Origin of the sequence: Streptomyces sp. NPDC093598, assembly GCF_044764825.1 — a bacterium.
Classification (GTDB): Bacteria; Actinomycetota; Actinomycetes; order Streptomycetales; family Streptomycetaceae; genus Streptomyces.
On record NZ_JBIWIV010000006.1, the window covers coordinates 215,177 to 235,355 of the forward strand.

The 20,179-nt window shown below is 71.5% G+C and carries 17 protein-coding genes and 1 tRNA gene; 6 read left to right on the forward strand and 12 right to left on the reverse strand.

The features are described 5' to 3' along the window. Window positions 1-7 precede the first annotated feature (7 nt). From ACIRDU_RS20995 to ACIRDU_RS21010, 4 genes are all read right to left on the reverse strand, one after another. Window positions 8-2,062 (reverse strand): fructose-specific PTS transporter subunit EIIC, encoded by a 2,055-nt coding sequence (locus tag ACIRDU_RS20995; RefSeq protein ID WP_403581570.1) that lies wholly within the window; start codon window positions 2,060-2,062, stop codon window positions 8-10. Window positions 2,063-2,207: 145 nt separating this feature from the next. Further along, window positions 2,208-3,155 (reverse strand): 1-phosphofructokinase, encoded by a 948-nt coding sequence (gene pfkB / locus ACIRDU_RS21000; RefSeq protein WP_403581572.1) that lies wholly within the window; start codon window positions 3,153-3,155, stop codon window positions 2,208-2,210. Further along, complete coding sequence (locus ACIRDU_RS21005) at window positions 3,152-3,913, reverse strand: DeoR/GlpR family DNA-binding transcription regulator (protein WP_403581574.1); 762 nt, start codon at window positions 3,911-3,913, stop codon at window positions 3,152-3,154. Before ACIRDU_RS21005 ends, pfkB begins: the two co-directional genes overlap by 4 nt. A gap of 162 nt (window positions 3,914-4,075) precedes the next feature. Further along, on the reverse strand, window positions 4,076-5,581 hold the full coding sequence (locus ACIRDU_RS21010; protein WP_403581576.1) for an MFS transporter: 1,506 nt from the start codon (window positions 5,579-5,581) through the stop codon (window positions 4,076-4,078). Between the two features lie 62 nt (window positions 5,582-5,643). Between ACIRDU_RS21010 and ACIRDU_RS21015 the strand changes: the two genes are divergently transcribed. Further along, window positions 5,644-6,627 carry a helix-turn-helix transcriptional regulator gene (locus ACIRDU_RS21015; RefSeq protein ID WP_403581577.1) on the forward strand — a complete coding sequence of 328 codons (984 nt, stop codon included), beginning with the start codon at window positions 5,644-5,646 and terminating at the stop codon, window positions 6,625-6,627. 262 nt (window positions 6,628-6,889) lie between these two features. On the opposite strand, the gene ACIRDU_RS21020 is transcribed toward ACIRDU_RS21015, so the two are convergent. Next, a complete protein-coding gene (locus ACIRDU_RS21020) occupies window positions 6,890-7,654 on the reverse strand; it encodes a TetR/AcrR family transcriptional regulator (protein WP_403581579.1) in 765 nt (254 codons plus the stop codon). 431 nt (window positions 7,655-8,085) lie between these two features. After that, the gene (locus ACIRDU_RS21025) at window positions 8,086-9,084 is read right to left on the reverse strand and encodes an RNA polymerase sigma factor RpoD/SigA (RefSeq protein ID WP_403581581.1); all 999 of its coding nucleotides are present in this window, start codon (window positions 9,082-9,084) and stop codon (window positions 8,086-8,088) included. 194 nt (window positions 9,085-9,278) lie between these two features. Between ACIRDU_RS21025 and ACIRDU_RS21030 the strand changes: the two genes are divergently transcribed. Beyond that, window positions 9,279-9,797: a GNAT family N-acetyltransferase gene (locus ACIRDU_RS21030; RefSeq protein ID WP_403581582.1), complete on the forward strand. Its 519-nt coding sequence runs from the start codon at window positions 9,279-9,281 to the stop codon at window positions 9,795-9,797. Window positions 9,798-9,833: 36 nt separating this feature from the next. On the opposite strand, the gene ACIRDU_RS21035 is transcribed toward ACIRDU_RS21030, so the two are convergent. Further along, the gene (locus tag ACIRDU_RS21035; RefSeq protein WP_403581584.1) at window positions 9,834-10,619 is read right to left on the reverse strand and encodes a dioxygenase; all 786 of its coding nucleotides are present in this window, start codon (window positions 10,617-10,619) and stop codon (window positions 9,834-9,836) included. 88 nt (window positions 10,620-10,707) lie between these two features. Here ACIRDU_RS21035 and ACIRDU_RS21040 point away from each other — a divergent pair, with 88 nt between their 5' ends. Further along, on the forward strand, window positions 10,708-11,241 hold the full coding sequence (locus ACIRDU_RS21040) for a MarR family winged helix-turn-helix transcriptional regulator (RefSeq protein WP_403581586.1): 534 nt from the start codon (window positions 10,708-10,710) through the stop codon (window positions 11,239-11,241). Window positions 11,242-11,333: 92 nt separating this feature from the next. On the opposite strand, the gene ACIRDU_RS21045 is transcribed toward ACIRDU_RS21040, so the two are convergent. Further along, window positions 11,334-12,875, reverse strand: coding sequence for an MFS transporter (locus ACIRDU_RS21045; protein WP_403581588.1), 1,542 nt, complete (start codon window positions 12,873-12,875; stop codon window positions 11,334-11,336). A gap of 123 nt (window positions 12,876-12,998) precedes the next feature. Further along, window positions 12,999-13,643: a TetR/AcrR family transcriptional regulator gene (locus ACIRDU_RS21050; RefSeq protein WP_403581590.1), complete on the reverse strand. Its 645-nt coding sequence runs from the start codon at window positions 13,641-13,643 to the stop codon at window positions 12,999-13,001. Between the two features lie 346 nt (window positions 13,644-13,989). On the opposite strand from ACIRDU_RS21050, the gene ACIRDU_RS21055 reads away from it, so the two are divergent. The 3 genes from ACIRDU_RS21055 (at window position 13,990) to ACIRDU_RS21065 (ending at window position 17,388) form a co-directional block, all read left to right on the forward strand. Next, a complete protein-coding gene (locus ACIRDU_RS21055) occupies window positions 13,990-15,267 on the forward strand; it encodes a M6 family metalloprotease domain-containing protein (RefSeq protein ID WP_403581759.1) in 1,278 nt (425 codons plus the stop codon). Window positions 15,268-15,392: 125 nt separating this feature from the next. Next, on the forward strand, window positions 15,393-17,153 hold the full coding sequence (locus ACIRDU_RS21060; protein WP_403581592.1) for an IclR family transcriptional regulator C-terminal domain-containing protein: 1,761 nt from the start codon (window positions 15,393-15,395) through the stop codon (window positions 17,151-17,153). A 159-nt stretch (window positions 17,154-17,312) separates the two neighbouring features. Next, window positions 17,313-17,388: transfer RNA gene (locus ACIRDU_RS21065), tRNA-Arg, on the forward strand. Window positions 17,389-17,464: 76 nt separating this feature from the next. Here ACIRDU_RS21065 and ACIRDU_RS21070 read toward each other — a convergent pair. From ACIRDU_RS21070 to ACIRDU_RS21080, 3 genes are read right to left on the reverse strand one after another with little or no spacing between them, the layout of a single operon-like run. Next, window positions 17,465-18,616 (reverse strand): tyrosine-type recombinase/integrase, encoded by a 1,152-nt coding sequence (locus ACIRDU_RS21070; protein ID WP_403581594.1) that lies wholly within the window; start codon window positions 18,614-18,616, stop codon window positions 17,465-17,467. Continuing rightward, the gene (locus ACIRDU_RS21075; RefSeq protein WP_351415756.1) at window positions 18,616-18,798 is read right to left on the reverse strand and encodes a helix-turn-helix domain-containing protein; all 183 of its coding nucleotides are present in this window, start codon (window positions 18,796-18,798) and stop codon (window positions 18,616-18,618) included. The genes ACIRDU_RS21070 and ACIRDU_RS21075 overlap by 1 nt, the downstream gene beginning before the upstream one ends. Further along, window positions 18,791-20,092 (reverse strand): replication initiator, encoded by a 1,302-nt coding sequence (locus ACIRDU_RS21080; protein WP_097223035.1) that lies wholly within the window; start codon window positions 20,090-20,092, stop codon window positions 18,791-18,793. Before ACIRDU_RS21080 ends, ACIRDU_RS21075 begins: the two co-directional genes overlap by 8 nt. Window positions 20,093-20,179 lie beyond the last annotated feature (87 nt).

The window sequence follows — 20,179 nt, forward strand, 5'->3', positions numbered from 1 at the left end:
TACCGTGTCATGCCGCGACGGGCTGCTTGGTCTCCGCCGTCCGGACCGCGCCGCCCTCGCCGGAGGCCGGTGCGGCGCCCGGGGCCGGCTTGCGCATGCCCTTGAGGACGACGACGAGGGCGGTCGTGACGCAGACGCCCGCGGCGATGGCGAGCAGGTAGAGGAACGGGTTGCCGATCAGCGGGACCACGAAGATGCCGCCGTGCGGGGCGCGCAGGGTGGCGCCGAAGGCCATCGACAGGGCACCGGTGACCGCGCCGCCCGCCATGGAGGCCGGGATGACGCGCAGCGGGTCGGCCGCGGCGAAGGGGATCGCGCCCTCGGAGATGAAGGAGGCGCCGAGCACCCAGGCGGCCTTGCCGTTCTCACGCTCGGTCTGGGTGAAGAGCTTGCCGCGCACGGTCGTCGCCAGGGCCATCGCCAGCGGCGGGACCATGCCGGCCGCCATCACCGCGGCCATGATCTTCATCGCCGAGTCGCTGGGGCTGGCGACCGCGATACCGGCGGTGGCGAAGGTGTAGGCGACCTTGTTGACGGGGCCGCCGAGGTCGAAGCACATCATCAGGCCGAGGAGGGTGCCGAGCAGGATCGCGTTGCTGCCGGACAGGCCGTTCAGCCAGTCGGTCATGCCCTTCTGGGCCTCGGCGATGGGCTTGCCGATGACGACGAACATCAGGAACCCGACGATCGCCGAGGAGATGAGCGGGATCACCACCACGGGCATGATGCCGCGCAGCGCCGCCGGGACCTTGGCCTTCTGGATCGCCATCACCACGCCGCCGGCGATCAGACCGGCCGCCAGACCGCCGAGGAACCCGGCGTTGATGTTGAACGCGATCATGCCGCCGACGAACCCGGGGACGATGCCGGGCCGGTCGGCCATGCCGTAGGCGATGTAGCCGGCCAGGACCGGGACGAGGAAGCCGAAGGCGACGCCGCCGATCTGGAAGAGCAGCGCGGCCCAGCTGTCGGCCTGGGTCCACAGGAAGTGGTCCATCACCGACGGCGCCTTGTTGATCTTGTAGCCGCCGATCGCGAAGCCGAGGGCGATCAGCAGACCGCCCGCCGCGACGAAGGGCACCATGTAACTGACGCCGGACATCAGCCACTTGCGCAGCTTGGTGCCGTAGCCCTCACCGGAGTCGCCGGAGCGCTCCACCGGGGTGGCCGGTGCGGATCCTGAGGTGACCTCACCGCGGGCGGCCTTGGCACGGACCTCGGCGATGAGTTCGGCGGGGCGGTTGATGCCCGCCTTCACACCGACGTCCACGGTGGGCTTGCCGGCGAACCGCTCCTTCTCCCGTACGGGCACGTCGTGGGCGAAGATCACGGCGTCCGCCGCCGCGATGACCTGCGGGTCGAGCCGGGTGAAACCGGCCGAGCCCTGGGGCTCGACGGCGAGTTCGACGCCCGCCTCCCGGCCGGCGTTCTCCAGCGACTCGGCCGCCATGTAGGTGTGGGCGATGCCGGTGGGGCAGGAGGTGACGGCGACGATACGGAACGGCCGCTGCGCGGACTGCTCTTCAGCGGTGCTGTCGTCGGTGACCGTGGCGTCGGCGGGAGAGGCCGCTCCCGCCGACGCCACGGGGTCTTCGGAACCCGCCGGTGCGGGTGCGTCCGGCTCGTCGCCGCGGATCAGCGCCGCCGCGGCCGGCGCGTCGCTCACCGCGCGCAGGGCGTCGGTGAACTCGCTGTTCATCAGCTGCCGGGCCAGCGACGACAGGATCGTCAGATGGGCGTCGTCGGCACCGGCCGGCGCGGCGATCAGGAAGATCAGGTCGGCGGGGCCGTCCGGGGCGCCGAAGTCGATCCCGGCGGCGCTGCGGCCGAAGGCGAGCGTCGGCTCGGTGACGTGCTCGCTGCGGCAGTGCGGGATGCCGATGCCGCCGTCGAGGCCGGTCGGCATCTGGGCCTCGCGGGCTGCCACGTCGGCGAGGAAGCCGTCCAGGTCGGTCACCCGGCCCAGGGCCACCATGCGCTCGGCGAGGGCACGCGCCGCCGCTTCCTTGGTGTCGGCGGACAGGTCGAGATCGACCAGGTCCGCCGTGATCATGTCGCTCATCGCGGGCTCCTTAGCACGCGTATCGCCCGGTGGGAGGGGTGGGCGGGGAGGGGGACGGGGGTGCGGTGGGGGGTGACGGGGGTGGAGGCGGGGGGTAACGGGGTGGCCCGCCGCTCGCGCGTCGGTCCGCGCTGCTCGTCGTGCGTCATGTGGCCGGCTCCTTCAGCGCACGGTCCGCCGGGACCTCGGCCGTGACCGTCACCGCTGCCGGGTCCAGGTCGCCCGGCGTGGGCATGACGCTGCCGGGGAGCTGGACGGCCGCCGCGCCGTGCGCGACCGCGGAGGCGAGGGCTTCGGGGCCGTTGCCGCCGGCGATCAGGAAGCCGGCGAGGGAGGAGTCGCCGGCGCCCACGTTGCTGCGGACAGCGGCCACGCGGGCGCTGCCGAACCAGGCGCCCTCGTCGGAGACGAGCAGCTGCCCGTCGGCGCCGAGGCTCGCGAGGACGGCCCGGGCTCCCATCTCGCGCAGTTCCTCGGCGGCCTTGACGGCGTCGCCGACGGTGGCGAGGGGCCGTCCGACGGCTCCGGCGAGCTCCTCGGCGTTGGGCTTGACCACATCCGGCCGCTCGCGCAGGGCCGCCAGCAGCGCGGGCCCGGAGGTGTCCAGGGCGATCCGCGCCCCGGCGGCGTGGGCGCGGGCGACCAACTCGGCGTACCAGGAGGGGGCGAGTCCGCGCGGGAGGCTGCCGCAGCAGGCGATCCAGGAGGCCTCGCGGGACTGCTGCCGCACGGTCTCCAGGAGCAGTTCCCGCTCGGCGTCGGAGAGTTCGGGTCCGGGCGCGTTGATCTTCGTCAGGACGCCGTCGGACTCGGCGAGGGCGATGTTGGAGCGGGTGGCCCCGGCGACCGGGACCGGCGCGACCTCGATGCCCTGCTGGTCGAGCAGCTCGGCAACCAGTGCGCCCGGGGCGCCGCCCAGGGGCAGGACCGCCACCGTGCGCTGCCCCGCCGCGGCGACGGCGCGCGAGACGTTCACGCCCTTGCCGCCCGGGTCCATCCGCTCGCCGGTGGCGCGGATGACCTCGCCGCGGTCGAGGGACGGCACCTCATAGGTGCGGTCCAGGGAAGGGTTGGGGGTGACGGTGAGGATCATGCGCGCACTACTTCCGTGCCGCCGCGCTCGATCGCGACGGCGTCTTCGGGGCTCAGCCCGCTGTCGGTGATCAGCAGGTCCACATCGCTCAGGTCGCCGAAGCGGGCGAAGTGCTCCTGGCCGTGCTTGGAGGAGTCGGCGAGCAGCACCACGCGGCGGGCGGCGGCCACGGCCGCGCGCTTGACCGCGGCCTCGGCGAGGTCGGGGGTGGTCAGACCGTGCTCGGCGGAGAAGCCGTTGGCGGCCACGAACAGCACGTCGGCGCGGATCTCGCCGTACGCCCGCAGCGCCCAGGCGTCCACGGCGGCGCGCGTGCGGTGCCGTACGCGCCCCCCGATGAGGTGGAGCTGGATGCCGGGGTGGTCGGCGAGGCGGGCCGCGATGGGGAGGCTGTGCGTGACGACGGTGAGGGAGGCCTCCAGCGGGAGGGCGGCGGCCATCCGGGCCACCGTCGTCCCGGCGTCGAGGATCACGGTGCCCTCGCCGGGCAGTTCCGCGAGGGCCGCCTTGGCGATGCTGTCCTTCTCGTCGGCGGCGGTCGTCTCGCGCTCGGCGAGGTCCGGCTCGAAGTCGAGGCGCCCGGCCGGGATGGCTCCGCCGTGCACCCGGCGGACCAGGCCGGCGCGGTCGAGGGCCTTCAGGTCCCGGCGGATCGTCTCCGCCGTCACCTGGAACTCCTCGGCCAGCGACACGACATCCACTCGGCCGCCGTCACGGGCGAGCCGGAGGATCTCCTGCTGCCGCTCCGGTGCGTACATGTCCGTTCGCCTCCGCCTCATGCCCGAACGTGTGGTTTCAGCGGGAGGCTACGCCGAGATTTCCGCAAAGTAAACAGGTTCGGACCCAATCGGGCATCGGCAGAAATCGGGAGCGGAAACGCGAACGGGCCCGGCACCGAGGTGCCGGGCCCGTTTCCACGGTCAGGCCAGCGCCGGTTCCTTCTCCCCCGCCGGCACCTGTTCGCCCTCCACATGCTGAGCGGGCCGCTTCGGCAGCGCGAACATCAGCAGGAAGATGGCGCCCATCACCGCGGCGACCCAGCCGAGCGCGTTCTGGAAGGCGTCGGCGAAGGCCGGACCGATCTGCTCCGGCCGCAGATGGTCGGAGATCGTGCCGAAGAAGACCACGGACACCAGTCCGAGACCCAGCGCGTTGCCCATCTGCTGCACGGTGTTGATCAGCCCCGACGCCGAACCGGCGTGCTCGCGCGGCACCTCCGAGAGGATCGCGTCGGTCAGCGGCGCGACGATCAGGCCCATGCCCACGCCCATCACGACGAGCGGGAGGGCCATCTGCCAGGGCTCTATGGCGAGGCCGTAGTGCCCGGACTCCCAGATGTAGAGCAGCACGCCGGCCGCCATCACCAGGGCGCCCGCCTGGAGCACCTTGCGCCCGAAGCGCGGCACCAGCTTCTGCACCGACATCCCGGCGGCCACCGACACCGCGATCGAGAACGGCACCCCGGTCAGCCCGGCCTTCAGCGGGCTCCAGCCCAGCCCGTACTGCATGTACAGCGTCCACACCAGGAAGAACACGCCGAGCGCGACCCCGAAGACGGTCTGCACCGCGATCCCGGCCGCGAAGCTCTTGACCTTGAACAGCGACAGCTCGACCAGCGGTGAGCCGTCCCGCGCCGCCTTGCGCTTCTCGTACGCCACCAGCGCCGCGAGGACGACGAGCGACCCGGCCATCGAGACGTACCCCCACAGCGGCCAGTCCAGCTCGCGGCCCCGGATGAGCGGGTAGAGCAGCATCAGCAGGCCCAGTGTCACGAGCGCGACGCCCACCAGGTCCAGCTTCAGGGCGCGCGGCGCCTTGGACTCGGTGATGAAGCGGCTGCCGAGGATCAGCCCGGCGACACCGACGGGCAGGTTGATCAGGAAGATCGACCGCCATCCCCAGCCGAACAGGTTCCACTCGGTCAGCAGCGCGCCGAGCAGCGGACCGGACACGGCCCCGAGGCCGACGACCGCGCCGAACAGCCCGAACACCTTGCCGCGCTCGTGCGCCGGGAAGGTCGCGTGCACGATCGACAGCACCTGCGGCACCATCAGCGCCGCCATGCCGCCCTGGAGGAACCGCGAGGCGACCAGCATCTCCGGGTTCACCGCGAGGCCACAGAGCGCGGAGGCGACCGTGAATCCGCCGATGCCGACGAGGAAGATCCGCTTGCGGCCGTGGATGTCGCCGAGCCGTCCGCCGGTGATCAGGCCCGCGGCGAAGGCGAGGGCGTAACCGGCGGTGATCCACTGGATCTGGCTGAAGGACGCGCCTGCCTCCCGCTGGATCGACGGGATGGCGATGTTGACGATCGTCACGTCGACGAGGTCCATGAAAGCCGCGGTCATCACGATCGCGAGGGCGAACCAACGCCGGCGGTCGGTCCCGCCGCCCGCCGTGCCCAGGGTGGTGTCGGTGGAGTTCATGCCTCGAAGTTAGACCCCCAATAGGCCAGATCGTGTCCTATTGGTGCGGCATCCTCGTCGGTATGACGACGGACACTCCGGCACGGCTGCTGACACTCCTCTCCCTTCTCCAGACGCCCCGCGAATGGCCCGGCGGCGAGCTCTCCGAGCGGCTCGGGGTCTCCCGCCGCACGGTCCGGCGGGACATCGACCGGCTCCGCGAGCTGGGCTACCCCGTGCAGGCGACCAAGGGTTCCGACGGCGGCTACCGGCTGGTCGCCGGCAAGGCCATGCCGCCGCTCGTGCTCGACGACGAGGAGGCCGTGGCCATCGCGGTCGGGCTGCGCGCCGGGGCTGGGCACGCCGTTGAGGGCCTGGACGAGGCGTCGGTGCGGGCGCTGGCCAAGCTGGAGCAGGTCCTGCCGGGCCGGCTGCGCCACCGCGTGACCACCCTCCAGACCGCGACCACGCCACTGACCAGCGGGGACGGGCCGAGCATCGCGCCCGAGACGCTGACCGTCATGGCCTCGACGGTGGCCGGGCACGAGCGGCTGCGGTTCTCCTACCGGGCCGCGGACGGCACCGAGTCGCGGCGCCTGACGGAGCCGTACCGGCTGGTGTCGACGGGCCGCCGCTGGTACCTGGTGGCCTACGACATCGACCGGGACGACTGGCGCACGTTCCGCGTCGACCGGGTGAGCGAGCCGTTCGCCACCGGTGCGCGGTTCGTGCCGCGCGAGCTGCCGACGGGGAACGCGGCGGAGTTCCTGCGGCGGTCGATGCAACGACAGCAGCGGTCCTACGACTTCGAGGTCACCTTCGCCGCCCCGGCCGGCTTCGTCGCGGCCCGGGTGCCCCACTGGCTGGGCACGCCCGAGCCGTTGGACGACGACAGCTGCCGGCTGCGAGGGTCGGTCGGCGACGCCGTGCAGTGGGTGGCGTTCCGGCTGGCGATGCTGGAGTGCGACTTCGTGGTGCACGAGCCGGAAGAACTCGTGACGGCCGTACGGGAGTTGGGTGCACGGTTGAGCAGGGCCGCCGGCGGACGCGACGCGGGCGGGGTGTGAGCCCTCGCGCCCTCCCGCCACGGCCGCTCACGGGACGCCGCACGCCCCATGGCAAGCCACGCCCCATGGCAACCCACGTCCCACTTGAAGCCCACGTCCCAGGGGCAGCGGATCCGGGGGCTTCTCACGCCCCGCGCGATGCCTCACGCCCCACGCGACGCGTCACGCCCTACGCAACGCCTCCCGCCCTACGCAAGCCAGACGTACTCACGCCACGCGCCGGCTCGTGGCCCACGCGAGGCCTCGCGGCCCACCACAAGCCTCACGGCCCCCACGGGAAGTCCCGCAGTGCCGCGAGGTTCCGCAGGGCGAGTTCCGCCGGACCGTCCGGGCCCTCGGCGGGCCCGTCCCCCTCGGCCCAGGACTCCAGGGCGGCCCGCACGGCGGCACTCGCCACGGCCGCGGCGAAGCGCATCTCAGGCGTGGCGGCAAAGGACAGCTCAGGTGTCGTCGTGGAGGGCAGCTCAGGTGTCGCGGTGGAGGGCAGTTCACGGGCCGCGGCAACGTTGTCGCCGTCGCCCGGCGCCTCGGAGCGCGGGGAACCGCCGGAGGCCCCTGCACGTGTCACCCGTTCCGCCAGCACCTCCCCCAGCAGCCGCTCCGACGTCTGGCACACCTCCGCCCACACCCTGCGCAGGGACGGGTTCGCCTCGGCCAGGCGCAGCAGCGTGCGGACCCACTCCCAGGAGGACGCCGAGACGCCGAGGCCCGGTTTGAGGGTGTGGCGGACCCCCTGCTCCAGGGCCCGGAGCACGCCGGCGCCCGCGGGAGCGGCACGCACCGCCTCCACCCAGCGCTGGGCGCCGGCCGCGTAGAGCGGGGCGACGGCCTCCTCCTTGGTCGCGAAGTACCGGTAGAAGGTGCGCGGGGCGATACCGGCGGCCTGGGCGATGTCCTCCGCGCGGGTGGCGCGCAGGCCGTGCCGGACGAAGAGGCCGGCCGCCGCCCGGGCGATCTCCATGCGTGTCTCGGCCTTGCGCCGCTCGGTCAGTGAGGACGCGGGAGGGGTCGGGGTGGTGCTGCTCACGCCCGGCAGGCTATGCCCATGTGACACAATCTGCCATCTGGCGGGCCACCCCGTGGTTCAGGTACGGGGTGCCCCGCCCTCCAGAAGAGAGCCGGGCCCCGACGTCCGGGGGGAAGGACGCCGAGGCCCGGCTTCGGGGAGAGTCCCGGCGCCGGGGGGAGTGCGACGGGACTTGGCTGTCGGGGCCAGGGGTGTGGCCCCGGGCCCGAACTGGTGGACCCAGAAGTCTTGTTCCCTGGGTCCGCGGATTGAAGCGGCGTTACAACGCCATGTTTGCGCTGTCTTTCGCCACCCGGCGTACGCGGTGCCCCCGGGCGCACTCGGTCCGTCACCCACTGGCCGTGGGGACGAGTCGTACGCCCGGTCGCTCACCGCGCTCACCGGTCTCGCGCCACCCCGCGAACGGATGCCGCTCCGCCGCGGACCGGGTGTCACGCCGCCGCGTCGAACCCGGTGCTGCGGGCCAGCTTCTTCAGCTCCAGCAGCGCGTGCTTCTCGATCTGCCGGATGCGCTCGCGGGTCAGGCCGTGCTCCTTGCCGACCTCGGTCAGCGTGCGCTCCCGGCCGTCCTCGATGCCGTAGCGCATCTTGATGATGGAGGCCGTGCGCTGGTCGAGCCGGCCGATGAGGTCGTCGAGCTCCTCGCTGCGCAGCAGGGTCAGCACCGACTGCTCGGGCGACACCGCCGAGGTGTCCTCCAGGAGGTCGCCGAACTGGGTCTCGCCCTCGTCGTCCACCGACATGTTCAGCGAGACCGGGTCACGGGCCCAGTCGAGGACGTCGGTGACGCGCTCCGGCGTCGAGCCGAGCTCGGTTGCGATCTCCGCGGGCTCCGGGTCCCGGCCGTGCTCGCGGTTGAACTCGCGCTGCACACGGCGGATCCGGCCGAGCTCCTCCACGAGGTGCACGGGCAGGCGGATCGTACGGGACTGGTCCGCTATCGACCGGGTGATGGCCTGGCGGATCCACCACGTCGCATACGTGGAGAACTTGAAGCCCTTGCGGTAGTCGAACTTCTCCACCGCGCGCACCAGGCCGGCGTTGCCCTCCTGGATCAGGTCCAGCAGCGGCAGACCACTGCGGGGGTAGCGGCGGGCGACCGCGACGACCAGGCGCAGGTTGGAGCGGATGAAGATGTCCTTGGCCCGCTCGCTCTCGTCGACCAGGGCCTGGAGCTCCTCGGGTGAAGCCCCGGCCTTGTTCTCCTCCAGGCCGTCGAGGATCTGCTGAGCGAACACACCCGCTTCGATGATCTGGGACAGCTCGACCTCCTTGGCGGCGTCGAGCAGTGGTGTGCGCGCGATCTCGTCGAGGTACATGCCGACCAGGTCGCGGTCGGCGATCTCGCCGCCATGGGCGCGAACACTGCTTGCCGCGTCGGCCGTCTCGCCGGTGGCGGACTGACGACGGGCGACGGCACGGGTTGCCATGCGAGCTCCCTTGCGATGGTGAGGTCAGCGGGTGGTCCTTCGGACGCGGGACTCCGTCTTCCGGGACTCTCCGGACTCTCCTCGGGTGCCCTGCATCCGATGGAAACAACGACTGGAATCCGGACAGAATTCCCAACCCACCCCCCGATTTTTCTGATCATGCAGTACCCTGTCCGACCACACGGGGAGGCGCGATGCCGTCGGAACGTACAGAGGTGCAGGTCAGGCCGGGAGTCGAGGGTGACCTCGAGGCCCTCACGGCCCTCTACAACCACTATGTGCGTGAGACGGCGATCACATTCGATACCGCGATCTTCACTCCGGAGGAGCGCCGCCCCTGGCTGCTCTCCCACCCTGAAGACGGGCCCTACCGTCTGATGGTTGCCAGGGAGCCGGACACACAGGAGATCCTGGGCTACTCCACATCCAGCCCTTTCCGAATGAAGCCCGCTTATGCCACCTCCGTGGAAACGACGGTGTACGTAGCCCCGGACGCAGGCCGTCGCGGCGTCGGCACGCTCCTCTACACGGCCCTCTTCGAGGTTCTGTCGGGCGAGGATCTGCACCGCGCCTACGCGGGCATCGCGCTGCCGAACGAGGCGTCGGCCCGGCTGCACGAGCGCTTCGGGTTCACCCACGTCGGCACGTACCGGGAGGTCGGCCGCAAGTTCGGCCGCTACTGGGACGTGGCCTGGTACGAGAAACCGCTGTAGGAGCGCCCCCGCGGGCACGCCCGCCCGGGGCCCGTTTCAGCCGAACTGCACCGACCGCTTCGCCAGCCCCATCCAGAACCCGTCGATCACCGACTTCTGCGCGTCCAGCTCACCGGTGGCGTCGGCGGCGCCCATGGTCACGAACAGCGGGGCGAAGTGCTCGGTGCGCGGGTGGGCCAACTGCCCGGCGGGCGACGTGCGGGTGAAGTCGAGCAGGGCGTCCAGGTCACGCGCCTCCAGCGCCCGCCGGCCCCAGTCGTCGAACTCGGCCGACCAGGCGGGGATGCCGCCCTGCCGCAGCGCAGCCAGGTTGTGGGTGAAGAAGCCGGAGCCGACGATGAGCACGCCCTCGTCCCGCAAGGGGGCGAGCTTGCGGCCGATCTCCAGGAGCCGGACCGGGTCGAGCGTCGGCATCGACACCTGGAGCACCGGGATGTCGGCCTCCGGGTACATCTCGACCAGCGGGACGTACGCGCCGTGGTCGAGGCCGCGGTCGGGGACGTCCTGGACGGGCATGCCGGGGGCGCGCAGCAGCTTGCGTACGGACTCGGCGAGCTCCGGTGCGCCGGGGGCGTCGTACTTCACTCGGTAGTAGTGCTCCGGGAAGCCCCAGAAGTCGTAGACGAGCGGGACGGTCTCGGTGGCACCGAGGGCGAGCGGGGCCTCCTCCCAGTGGGCGGAGACGATCAGGACGGCCTTGGGGTGCGGCAGGTCGGCGGACCAGGCGGCCAGTTCACCGGGCCAGACGGGGTCGTCCGCCAGGGGCGGTGCGCCGTGGCTGAGGTACAGAGCGGGCATGCGCTCCTGAGTGGCGGCGGACATGCTGCGGCTCCTTCCAGACATGGTTCCCTACAAAACTGTACGGACCATTTGTTTAAAGTTCAAGGAGGGTCCACGTAGAGTGGAACACATGAAGGCACCCGCATCCGTACCGACACCCGGCTCCGCCGCCAAGCCCCCGGAACCGCGCTGGCTCACCGACGAGGAGCAGCGCGTCTGGCGTTCGTTCATGGAGGGCGTCACCCTCCTCGACGACCATCTCGACCGTCAGCTCCAGCGCGACGCGGGCATGCCGCACGTCTATTACGGCCTTCTGGTCAAGCTCGCCGAGGCGCCGCGGCGGCGGCTGCGGATGACCGAGCTCGCGATGCTGGCGAAGATCACCCGGTCCCGTCTCTCGCACGCCATCGCGCGTCTGGAGAAGAACGGCTGGGTACGCCGCGAGGACTGCCCCGACGACAAGCGGGGCCAGTTCGCCGTGCTGACGGACGAGGGCCTCGAGGTGCTGCGGCAGACCGCGCCGGGCCATGTGGAGGCCGTGCGCCAGGCGGTCTTCGACCGGCTCACCCCGGAACAGCAGAAGTCCCTCGGCGAGATCATGCGGATCGTCGCCGAGGGACTTCAGCCGGCCGAAGCGGGTGCGGACCTGCCCTGGCTCCGCTGACGCGGGAGCCGGGCAGGTCCTGGAATCCGTAGGTACGGGGCGTCCCCTTCCTCGTGCCTACGGATGGCCCGAAGGGGTGCGGTGCGCGGCCGTCAGTGGGCGACGACCGGGATCTGCACCTCGTCCGCCGCGTCCTCCCCCGAGGACGCCACCGTCGTACCGCCCGGGCGGCCGGCGTTGACGAAGGTCAGGGCGATCGCGGCGGCCACCACGAGGATGCCGACGGCGAACCAGATGGCGCTGGTGTAGCCCTGCACCATGGCCTCCAGCTGGACCAGCTGCTGCTGGGACCGGCTGGTCGCCCCGGCGATGTGGTCGGCGACGTACGCCGTGGTCGCCGAGGCGGCGATGGTGTTCAGCAGGGCCGTGCCGATCGCGCCGCCCACCTGCTGCGAGGTGTTGACCATCGCGGAGGCGACACCGGAGTCCCGCGGCTCGACGCCCTGGGTGGCCAGCGACATGGCCGGCATGAACGCCGTACCCATGCCGAGGCCGAGCAGCAGCATCGCCGGGAGCAGCAGAGCGGCGTACGAGGAGCCGATCTCCAGCTGGGTCAGCAGCAGCATGCCGAGCGCGGCGACCAGGAAGCCGGGGCCCATCAGCAGGCGCGGCGCGACCCGGGTCATCAGGCGGGTGCCGATCTGCGTGGAGCCCGTGATCATGCCCGCGATCATCGGCAGGAAGGCGAATCCGGTCTTGACCGGCGAGTAGCCCTTCACGATCTGCAGGTAGTAGGTCAGGAAGAGGAACAGGCCGAACATCGCGATGATCGCGAGACCGAGGGAGAGGTAGATCCCACCGCGGTTGCGCTCGGTGATCACGCGCAGCGGCAGCAGCGGAGCCTTGACCTTGGACTCGACGAGCACGAAGGACGCCAGCAGCACGACCGACGCGACGAACATGCCGACGGTCACGGAGTCGCTCCAGCCCTCGGACTCGGCGCGGGTGAAGCCGTAGACGAGGGCGACCAGACCGAGGGTGGACAGGATCACGCCGGGGATGTCGAGCGGGGAGCGGTTGCGGCCGCCCTCCGGCTCACGGATGACGAAGTACGCACCGGCCGCGGCGACGATGGCGAACGGGATGTTCACGAAGAACGTCCAGCGCCAGTCCAGGTACTCGGTGAGGAAGCCGCCCAGGATCAGACCGACGGCACCGCCGCCACCGGCGATCGCGCCGTAGATGCCGAACGCCTTGGCGCGCTCCTTGGCGTCGGTGAACATCACCGCGAGCAGGGAGAGCGCGGCGGGCGCGAGCAGGGCGCCGAAGACACCCTGGAGGGCGCGGGCGCCGAACATCATCGCCTCGTTGGTGGCCGCACCGCCGAGCGCGGAAGCCGCGGCGAAACCGGCCAGGCCGACGACGAAGGCCTTCTTGCGGCCCCACAGGTCGGCTATCCGGCCGCCGAACAGCAGCAGGCCGCCGAAGGCGAGGGCGTAGGCCGTGACGACCCACTGCCGGTTGCCGTCGGAGATGCCGAGGTCCTGCTGGGCGGAGGGCAGGGCGATGTTCACGATGGTGGCGTCCAGGACGACCATCAGCTGGGCGAGCGCGATGAAGACGAGCGCTTTCCAGCGGCCGGCGTCCGGTTCTCTGGCCGGTGAGCCGAGGGTCTTCGAGGCTGTTTCAGACATGGGGATACCCACTTCGGGACTTCGTGACGGAAAAAGGTGACGAAAGGTGACGGCTCGCCTGCGGGGACGGCCGTAGGGACTGTCGTCCGTGTTCAGACGGACGGGTGGGGCTTAACTGATCGGTCAGGGCCGGCGCAAATCCTCCAGAGTCACGGCCGTGCCCGGGAGAGCCGAGCGAGCGGGAGCCCGCAGCCCGTCCAGGAACAGCTGAAGATGGCGGTGGACGAAGCGGTCGGCCTGGAAGCAGTCCGTGCCGGCCGGGGGCCGGCTGAGCTGGGCCACGGCGATCATGACGTCTCCGACATCGACGTCGGAACGGAGCTGCCCGGCCGTCGTAGCGCGGTCCATGACCTCCGCGATCAGCCGCTCGACCCGTTCGCGCGCGGCCTCCAGATCCGGGTGGTGCTGGTCGAACGTGCTGGAGACCATCGGGCACAGCGCGCTGATGCGCTCGTCGGCGGCGGCGTGCACGAAGCGCTCCAGCGCCTCGAACGCGTCACCGGTCTCGGTGAGAGCGGCCTCGGCCGCGGCGGCCGTGCGGTCCATGACGGAGCAGACGACCTCGCGGACGAGCGCGTCCCGGTCCGGGAAGTTGCGGTACACCGTGGCGTTGCCGACGCCGGCCCGGCGGGCGATCTCGTCGAGCGGCACCTCGGGGCCGTGTTCGACGAACATCTCCCGGGCGGCGGTGACGATCCGCTCCCGGTTGCGCAGGGCGTCGGCGCGGGGCCGGGGCACCTTGCGCGCTTCGGGGCTGGCGGTCTGCACGGCGTACTCCTGGTGTGTGAGGCGATCCGGGGAGCAGGTCCCCGTTTCGGTCGGACACATGGCTAAACGGGGAGTGGGTCCCCGGTATTTCCCGCTCTCAGGAAAATGTTTGTGACCTGGCTCACATTTCCTCGGGCCGCTACCCACGGGAAACCCACGATCGGTCTCCTCCAACGCGCGTCCCCCCACCCCGCGACGCAGGGTGATCGCAAGGGTGCAGCCGGAGACCGGAGGCTGCCGTGGCGCGGGAGGTCCCTTGCAGGTCCCTTGCAGGCAGCCGCAGCCCCGGCGGCGCCCCTGCCCGCGTGGCACGGCGCCGCCCGGCCACCGGATACCCAGGCGCCGTCTGGCCGCCCTGGCCTGTGTGACCGCCCTGACCTTCACGGTCAGCACCTCGGCCGGCACGGGCCGTCTCACCCCGGGCGCCAGTACGGCGGGAGCGGGCCCGGTCACCCTCTCCCACACCCCCGCGCACGGCCCCTGCATGATCCGCGGCGCCCGCGAGGTCCAGATGTCCGAGGGCATCCCGACCGCCACCGGCTACACCCGCTCCACCGGCACCGTCCACGCCCTCACCCTGATGATCGACTTCTCCGACGTCCCCGGCGAGGGCGAGGCCCGGGACCGCTTCCGCGAGTTCTTCCCGCAGACCCGTGAGTGGTTCCGCACCAGCTCCTACGGCCGCCTCGACTACCGCCCCGAGACCCCGATCCCGGGGTGGCTGCGCATGCCGAAGTCCTTCCGGGAGTACGGCATAGAGCGCGGCGCCCCGTTCGAGCCCGGCTACCGCACGCTGGTCCAGGACCTCGTGGCCGCGGCCGACCCGAAGGTGGACTTCCGCGCGTACGACCTGCTGAACGTCCTGGTCACGCCGAACGCCGGCCCCTCCGCCCTGGACACGGTCCTGTCCGTCACCTTCGCCGGCAACCCGGACGCCCCCACCGCCGACGGCATACCCGTGGCCAACGCCTCCTTCGTCTACTCCCGCCAGGACGACGGCTCCGGCTCCTACAGCCGCACCGGCTACCGCGTCCTCCCCCACGAGAACGGCCACGTCTTCGGCCTGCCCGACCTGTACACCGCGGAGGGCGGGGGCGCGGTCGGCCACTGGGACATCATGAGCGAGGACTGGGGCGCCAACAACGACTTCCTCGGCTGGCACAAATGGAAGCTGGGCTGGCTGGACGCCGCCCAGGTCCACTGCGTGACGTCCCCCGGCACCACGGAGTACACCCTGACGCCCCTGGCCGAGCCCGGCGGCCCCAAGCTGATCTTCGTCCCCCTGGACAGCAGATCCGGTTACGCCGTCGAACTGCGCACCCGCGCCGGCAACGACGAGACCGTGTGCCGCCCGGGCGTCCTGATCTACAAGGTCGACGCGGAGGTGGACACGGGCATGGGCCCGGTCACCGTCCACGACTCCCGTCGCGACAGCGGCGGCTGCACGCGCACACCGAACGTCCACGCGGAGCTGTCGGACGCACCGCTCACACCCGGGGAGACGTTCCAGGACGCGGGGAGGGGGATCACGATCGAGGTGGCGGGGGCGGGAGGGGGAGCGGCAGAGGCGCGGGCGGGTGCGGGGGCGGAGGGGTGGCATCGGGTGCGGGTGACGAGGGAGTAGGGGGCAGGGGCCAGACGGCGGGGAGCAGTACGTGCGATGCGCGGAGCCCCTCCCCGCTCCGGGCCACGGATTCCGGATTACGGTGGGCCTGCCGCGACCGTCGCGAGCGCCGTACCGGAGAGCCGATGCCAGCGAAGCCCATGCCCGAGACCCCGGAGGGGTCCGCCCCGCCGGCCGACGAGAAGGGGCCGCCGGTCGAGGAGACGACCGCGCTGGCCGCTCGGAGGGGCGTCCAGGCCGCTCGCACGGCCGGCTCGACCGCTCGTACGACGACCGCTGCTGCTGCTTCTGCTGCGAGAGGGGTCCCCGCCGAGGCGGTCACTCCCCTCATCCGCGGCATCACGGTGTTGCGGGAGCTGACGGAGGCGGACGGCACGCTGAGCCTGAGCGGCCTGGAACGGGCCACCGGCCTGGCCCGCTCCACGGTCGACCGCATCACGGCCACACTCGCCCGCATGGGCTACGTCCGCTTCGACGGCCGGGACGTGCACCTGTCCCCTCGCCTGATGGAGCTGGGCAACGCCTACATGTCGGCCCTGCGCCTGCCCGCGCTCCTCTCCCCGCACGCGGACGCCCTCGCCGACGAACTGGACGAGTCGGTCTCCCTGGCGGTCGCCGACCGCGACGGCATCCGCTTCATCCACCAGGCGACCCGCCGCCGTGCGATGTCCCTCAGCTTCCGCATCGGCGACCTGCTCCCCGCCGAACGCACCGCACCCGGCCCGCTGTTCGCGACGGAGTGGACGGCCACGGACTGGCAACGCTGGCGGGACCGCAGGGCGGCGGACCCGAGGGACCTGTCCTTCACGGCCGTACCACCGCGCACGCACGGAGCGGGCGCGAGGGACGCCGAGACGTTCGCGAGCCGCACGGCAGAGGCGTCGGCGAACGGCTGGTCCCTGGACGACCAGTTGATCGAACCGGGCCTGGTGGCGATCGCGGTACCGGTCCGCACCCCTGGCCCGGACCGGCGGATCGCGAGTGTGGCGAGCGTGGTCAGCCACACGAGCCGGCACACCGCACACGACCTGCGGACGACGCTGCTGCCGAGGCTGCGGTCCGCGGTGCAGGACATGGAACACGAACTCCGCCGCACCCCACCCCCCGAACTCGGCCCGCCCCCCTCGGACTTGGCGCTCTGGACGGGCGCGTCCAAGCAGCAGTTGGGCCGCGAATTCATCGAATCCCTGGCCCGAGGCCTGACGGTCCTCACGGCCTTCGGCGAGGGCAGGCCGGAGCTGACCCTCACGGAGGTGGCCCGGGCGACGGGCCTGGCCCGGGCGACGGCCCGCCGCGCCCTGATCACCTACGAGCACCTGGACCTGGTGGCCCCGGCCGGCCGCACCTTCACCCTGACCCCCCGGGTCCTCTCCCTCGGCTTCCCACCCCTGTCCCGCACGTCCCTCCCCGCGATCGCCCAGCCCCACCTCGCCGACCTGACGTCCCGCATCCACGAGTCGACGTCGCTGGCGGTGTTGTCGGACTCCGGCGAGGAGATCCAGTACACGGCCCGGGTGGCCACGGCCCGGGTGATGAGCGTCAACATCACGGTGGGCACGCGTCTGCCGGCATACGCGACGGCACTGGGCCGGGTCCTGCTGGCGGACGCGCCGGGGGACACCCTCGATGAGGTCCTGACCTCGGTACGCGCCCAGGGCTACGCCCTGGTGGACGAGGAACTGGAAGAGGGCCTCCGCTCGATCGCGGTCCCGATCCGCGACCGGTCGGGCCGGGTGGTGGCGGCTCTGAACACAGCGATGCACGCCAGCCGCCACACCCCGGGGGAGTGCGTGACGGACCTCCTCCCGGAACTGACCGCGACGGCCACCCGCATCCAGACCGACCTCCACACGGCAGCCCGCTTCACCCACGTTCCCGTGACCTGACCCCACACCGGTCCGACCCGCGGCCCTGACGTGCCCCACGCCGCCTACCGCCCCATATCCCTGACGTGACCCCCACACCCGCCCGACCCGCATCCGGTACGCTGACGCCTGTGGTCCTCCCAGACCACGGGCACGCCGCTGCTTGCGTCCGCTGCCACTGCCTTCGTAGCTCAGGGGATAGAGCACCGCTCTCCTAAAGCGGGTGTCGCAGGTTCGAATCCTGCCGGGGGCACCAGCTCAGAAGGGCCTCACCTCCGAAATTTCGGAGGTGAGGCCCTTCTGACATCCACATCTGACATCAACGCGGGCGGTCACGCGCGGATGGGGCGTCTCCTGAGCAGGCGATCCATGTGGCTCATGGCTTCGCGCTGCGTGTCCTGGACGACGTGGGTGTAGACGTCCATGGTGATGCTGATCTGAGAGTGCCCGAGGATCTCCATCACAACGCGGGGCGCGACTCCGGCCGCCGTGAGGAGGGTGGCCGTGCCGTGCCGGGCATCGTGCAGCCGGATGACGCGAAGGCCGGCGGACCGGGTGACGCGCGTGAACGAGCGGTAGACGTTGCGCGGCTCGACCGGACGGCCGGTCCGGGTGGTGAAGACATAGGCCGACTCCTGCCACCTCTCCCCCGCCTTGGCTCGGGCAGCGGCCTGCCGCATCCGGTGCCAGCGGAGGGGCGCTATGCAGAGGGCGGGCAGAGATACGGCACGACGGCGGCGGCTCTTGGGGTCGTCGTCATACAGGACCCCACGACGCCGCTGTGTCTGCTGACGCACGTAGAGGACGCGGTTGTCGAGGTCGACGTCCGACCACCGGAGACCGACGATCTCTCCCCGTCGGAGGCCCATGGCGATGGCGAGGACGAAGGCCGCGTAGAGCGGGTCCTTCCGTGAGGCGGCGAGGAAGTCGAGCGTCTCGTCGAGGGTCCATGGCGTCAGCTCGCGGTTGTCCGTGCGAGGCGGCTCGACGAGCTTGGCGACGTTCCGTGTGATCAGCTCCTCGCGGCAGGCCGAGGACAGCGCCGAGCGCAGAACTCGGTGCGATTCCTTGGCCGTTGCGGCAGTGGTCTCCTTCTCTAGCCGGACGAGGAAGCGGCGAACGTCGGTGACGCCGAGGGATTCGAGCCGCTTGGCGCCGAGCAGGGGCACCAGGTAGAGACGGACGTGCGCCTCGTACTTGTCGAAGGTGCTGAGCTTCCGCCGGGGCTTGATGACGTTGTCCAGCCAGTACGGCAGCCATTCGGCGAGCTTGGCGGACTTGGTGGGTACAGGCACGCCCTGGTCGACCTTGGCGAGCAGCTCGCGGCGCTTGGTGTCGCACTCGGCCCAGGTCTTGCCGTAGGCGAACTTGCGGGCGCGGGTGCCGTCCGGCTGGAGGACGTAGACCGCGCACTGGTAGCGGCCGTCCTTGCGCTTGGTGATGGTGCCGGCGCCGTTGGGGTTCCGCTTGCGTTGCTGGGCCATCAGGCGGCCGCCTCCAGTTCGTGGGTGATGTACTCGCGGACAGCCCGCGCCGGAATGCGACGGCACCGGCCGATGGTGATCGAGGGCAGACGACGGGAGCGGATGAGGTCGTAGACCGTGGAGCGGCCGAGCTTGAGCCGCTCCATCACGTCAGGCACCGTCAGCAGTTCGTCGTCACGCATGGGTGGGCTCTCCTTCCGTTCCGGGGGCGGGTTCAAGGGATGCGGCAAGCCAGGCTTCGGTGTCCGAGAGGCCGGTTCCGGCGAAGACCCAGTGCGCGAGGACGTACGTCGTCTCGGGCTCAGGGCCGTTGGCTGCTGCGGCTTGGGCTCGGCGCCATTCGGCGCGAGCGTCGCGGAGGGCACCGAGGGTGGTGGAGTAGCGACGGGACTTGGTGGAGAAGTGGCCGCGGAAGCCGAGCATGTGAGCCCAGGCGCGCAGGCGGAGGTGTTCGAGGTCCTTGCGGGCGCCGAGGAACCATGCGGTACGGATCATGCGTCGGGCGTGGTCGCTGATGTCGAACTGGGCGAGTTCGGCGGCGAACATGAGCGGCCGGTCCAGAGCTCCCGTCGCGGTCTCCGCCCCCTTGGTGGCGTACTTGGCGATGTAGGCGGCGACGGCCCGTTCGGTCAATTCCTGGCCGTCGTTGAAGTCAGCCGAGCGGATAGTGCGGACGTCGAGTTGGCGGCCGAAGGTGAAGGTGTGGGTGCGGCCGTCGATGACCGGGCCTTCCACGCGAACCTTGGCAGCGGCAGCCCGGATGGCGTCCGTGAGCAGCTCGGCGGTTGCCCATACCGGGGGCGAGGTGTCGCCGCCGCTGGGGCCGTCGATGCGGATGACAGCGTGGAAGTGGACCGCGCCGCGCTTCTGGTACTCGGCGACCTTGGCGAAGGACACGCGGGCGTGCTCGCGGAAGCGCCGCTGGGACAGGCCGGCGCGCTTGGCGACCTCTCGGCGCAGGTAGGTGGAGAAGCGCCGCCAGAGCGGCCCGGCGTGGGCGTTCCAGAGCACGGCGGCTTCGTAGTCGTAGGTGTCCGGGTCGAGCGGGGAGCCGAGTGCGTCGTCGTCCTGGTCGTGGTGGGTGCCGCAGCGGCAGGGGCGTCCGCTGGATGGGCGGTTGTGGACCGGGCCGAAGCTCGGCGCGGTGAAGGTGGCGAACACGCGCGGGTGAGCGGCGACGCGTTCGGGGACGCCCTTGCCACCGCGCAGGCCGGAGGTGATCAGGTGGAAGGTGTCCCGACGGTAGACCTCCGCACAGGCAGCGCAGCGGGTCGTACGGCGGTTGTTGCAGCGGACGAGAAGCTGCCCGGCCGGGAGGCTGGACGAGTCGAGGCGATGAAGGACGTTGCCGATCTCGCCGGTCCGGGTGTCTACGTCGTACTCGGTGCGGTGGCCGTCGAGGCGGACCGGGTTGGTGCAGCCGCCGAGTCCGGAGAGCTGGCGGAGGATACCCGGCAGCGTGCCCTGCGAGGCCAGGTTCACGAGTTCCGGAAGTGGGGCCGGAGTGGTGCGGGTGAGGATGGCGATTCCCTTCTGACTGGCTCGGTTGGGAGGAAGGCGCCG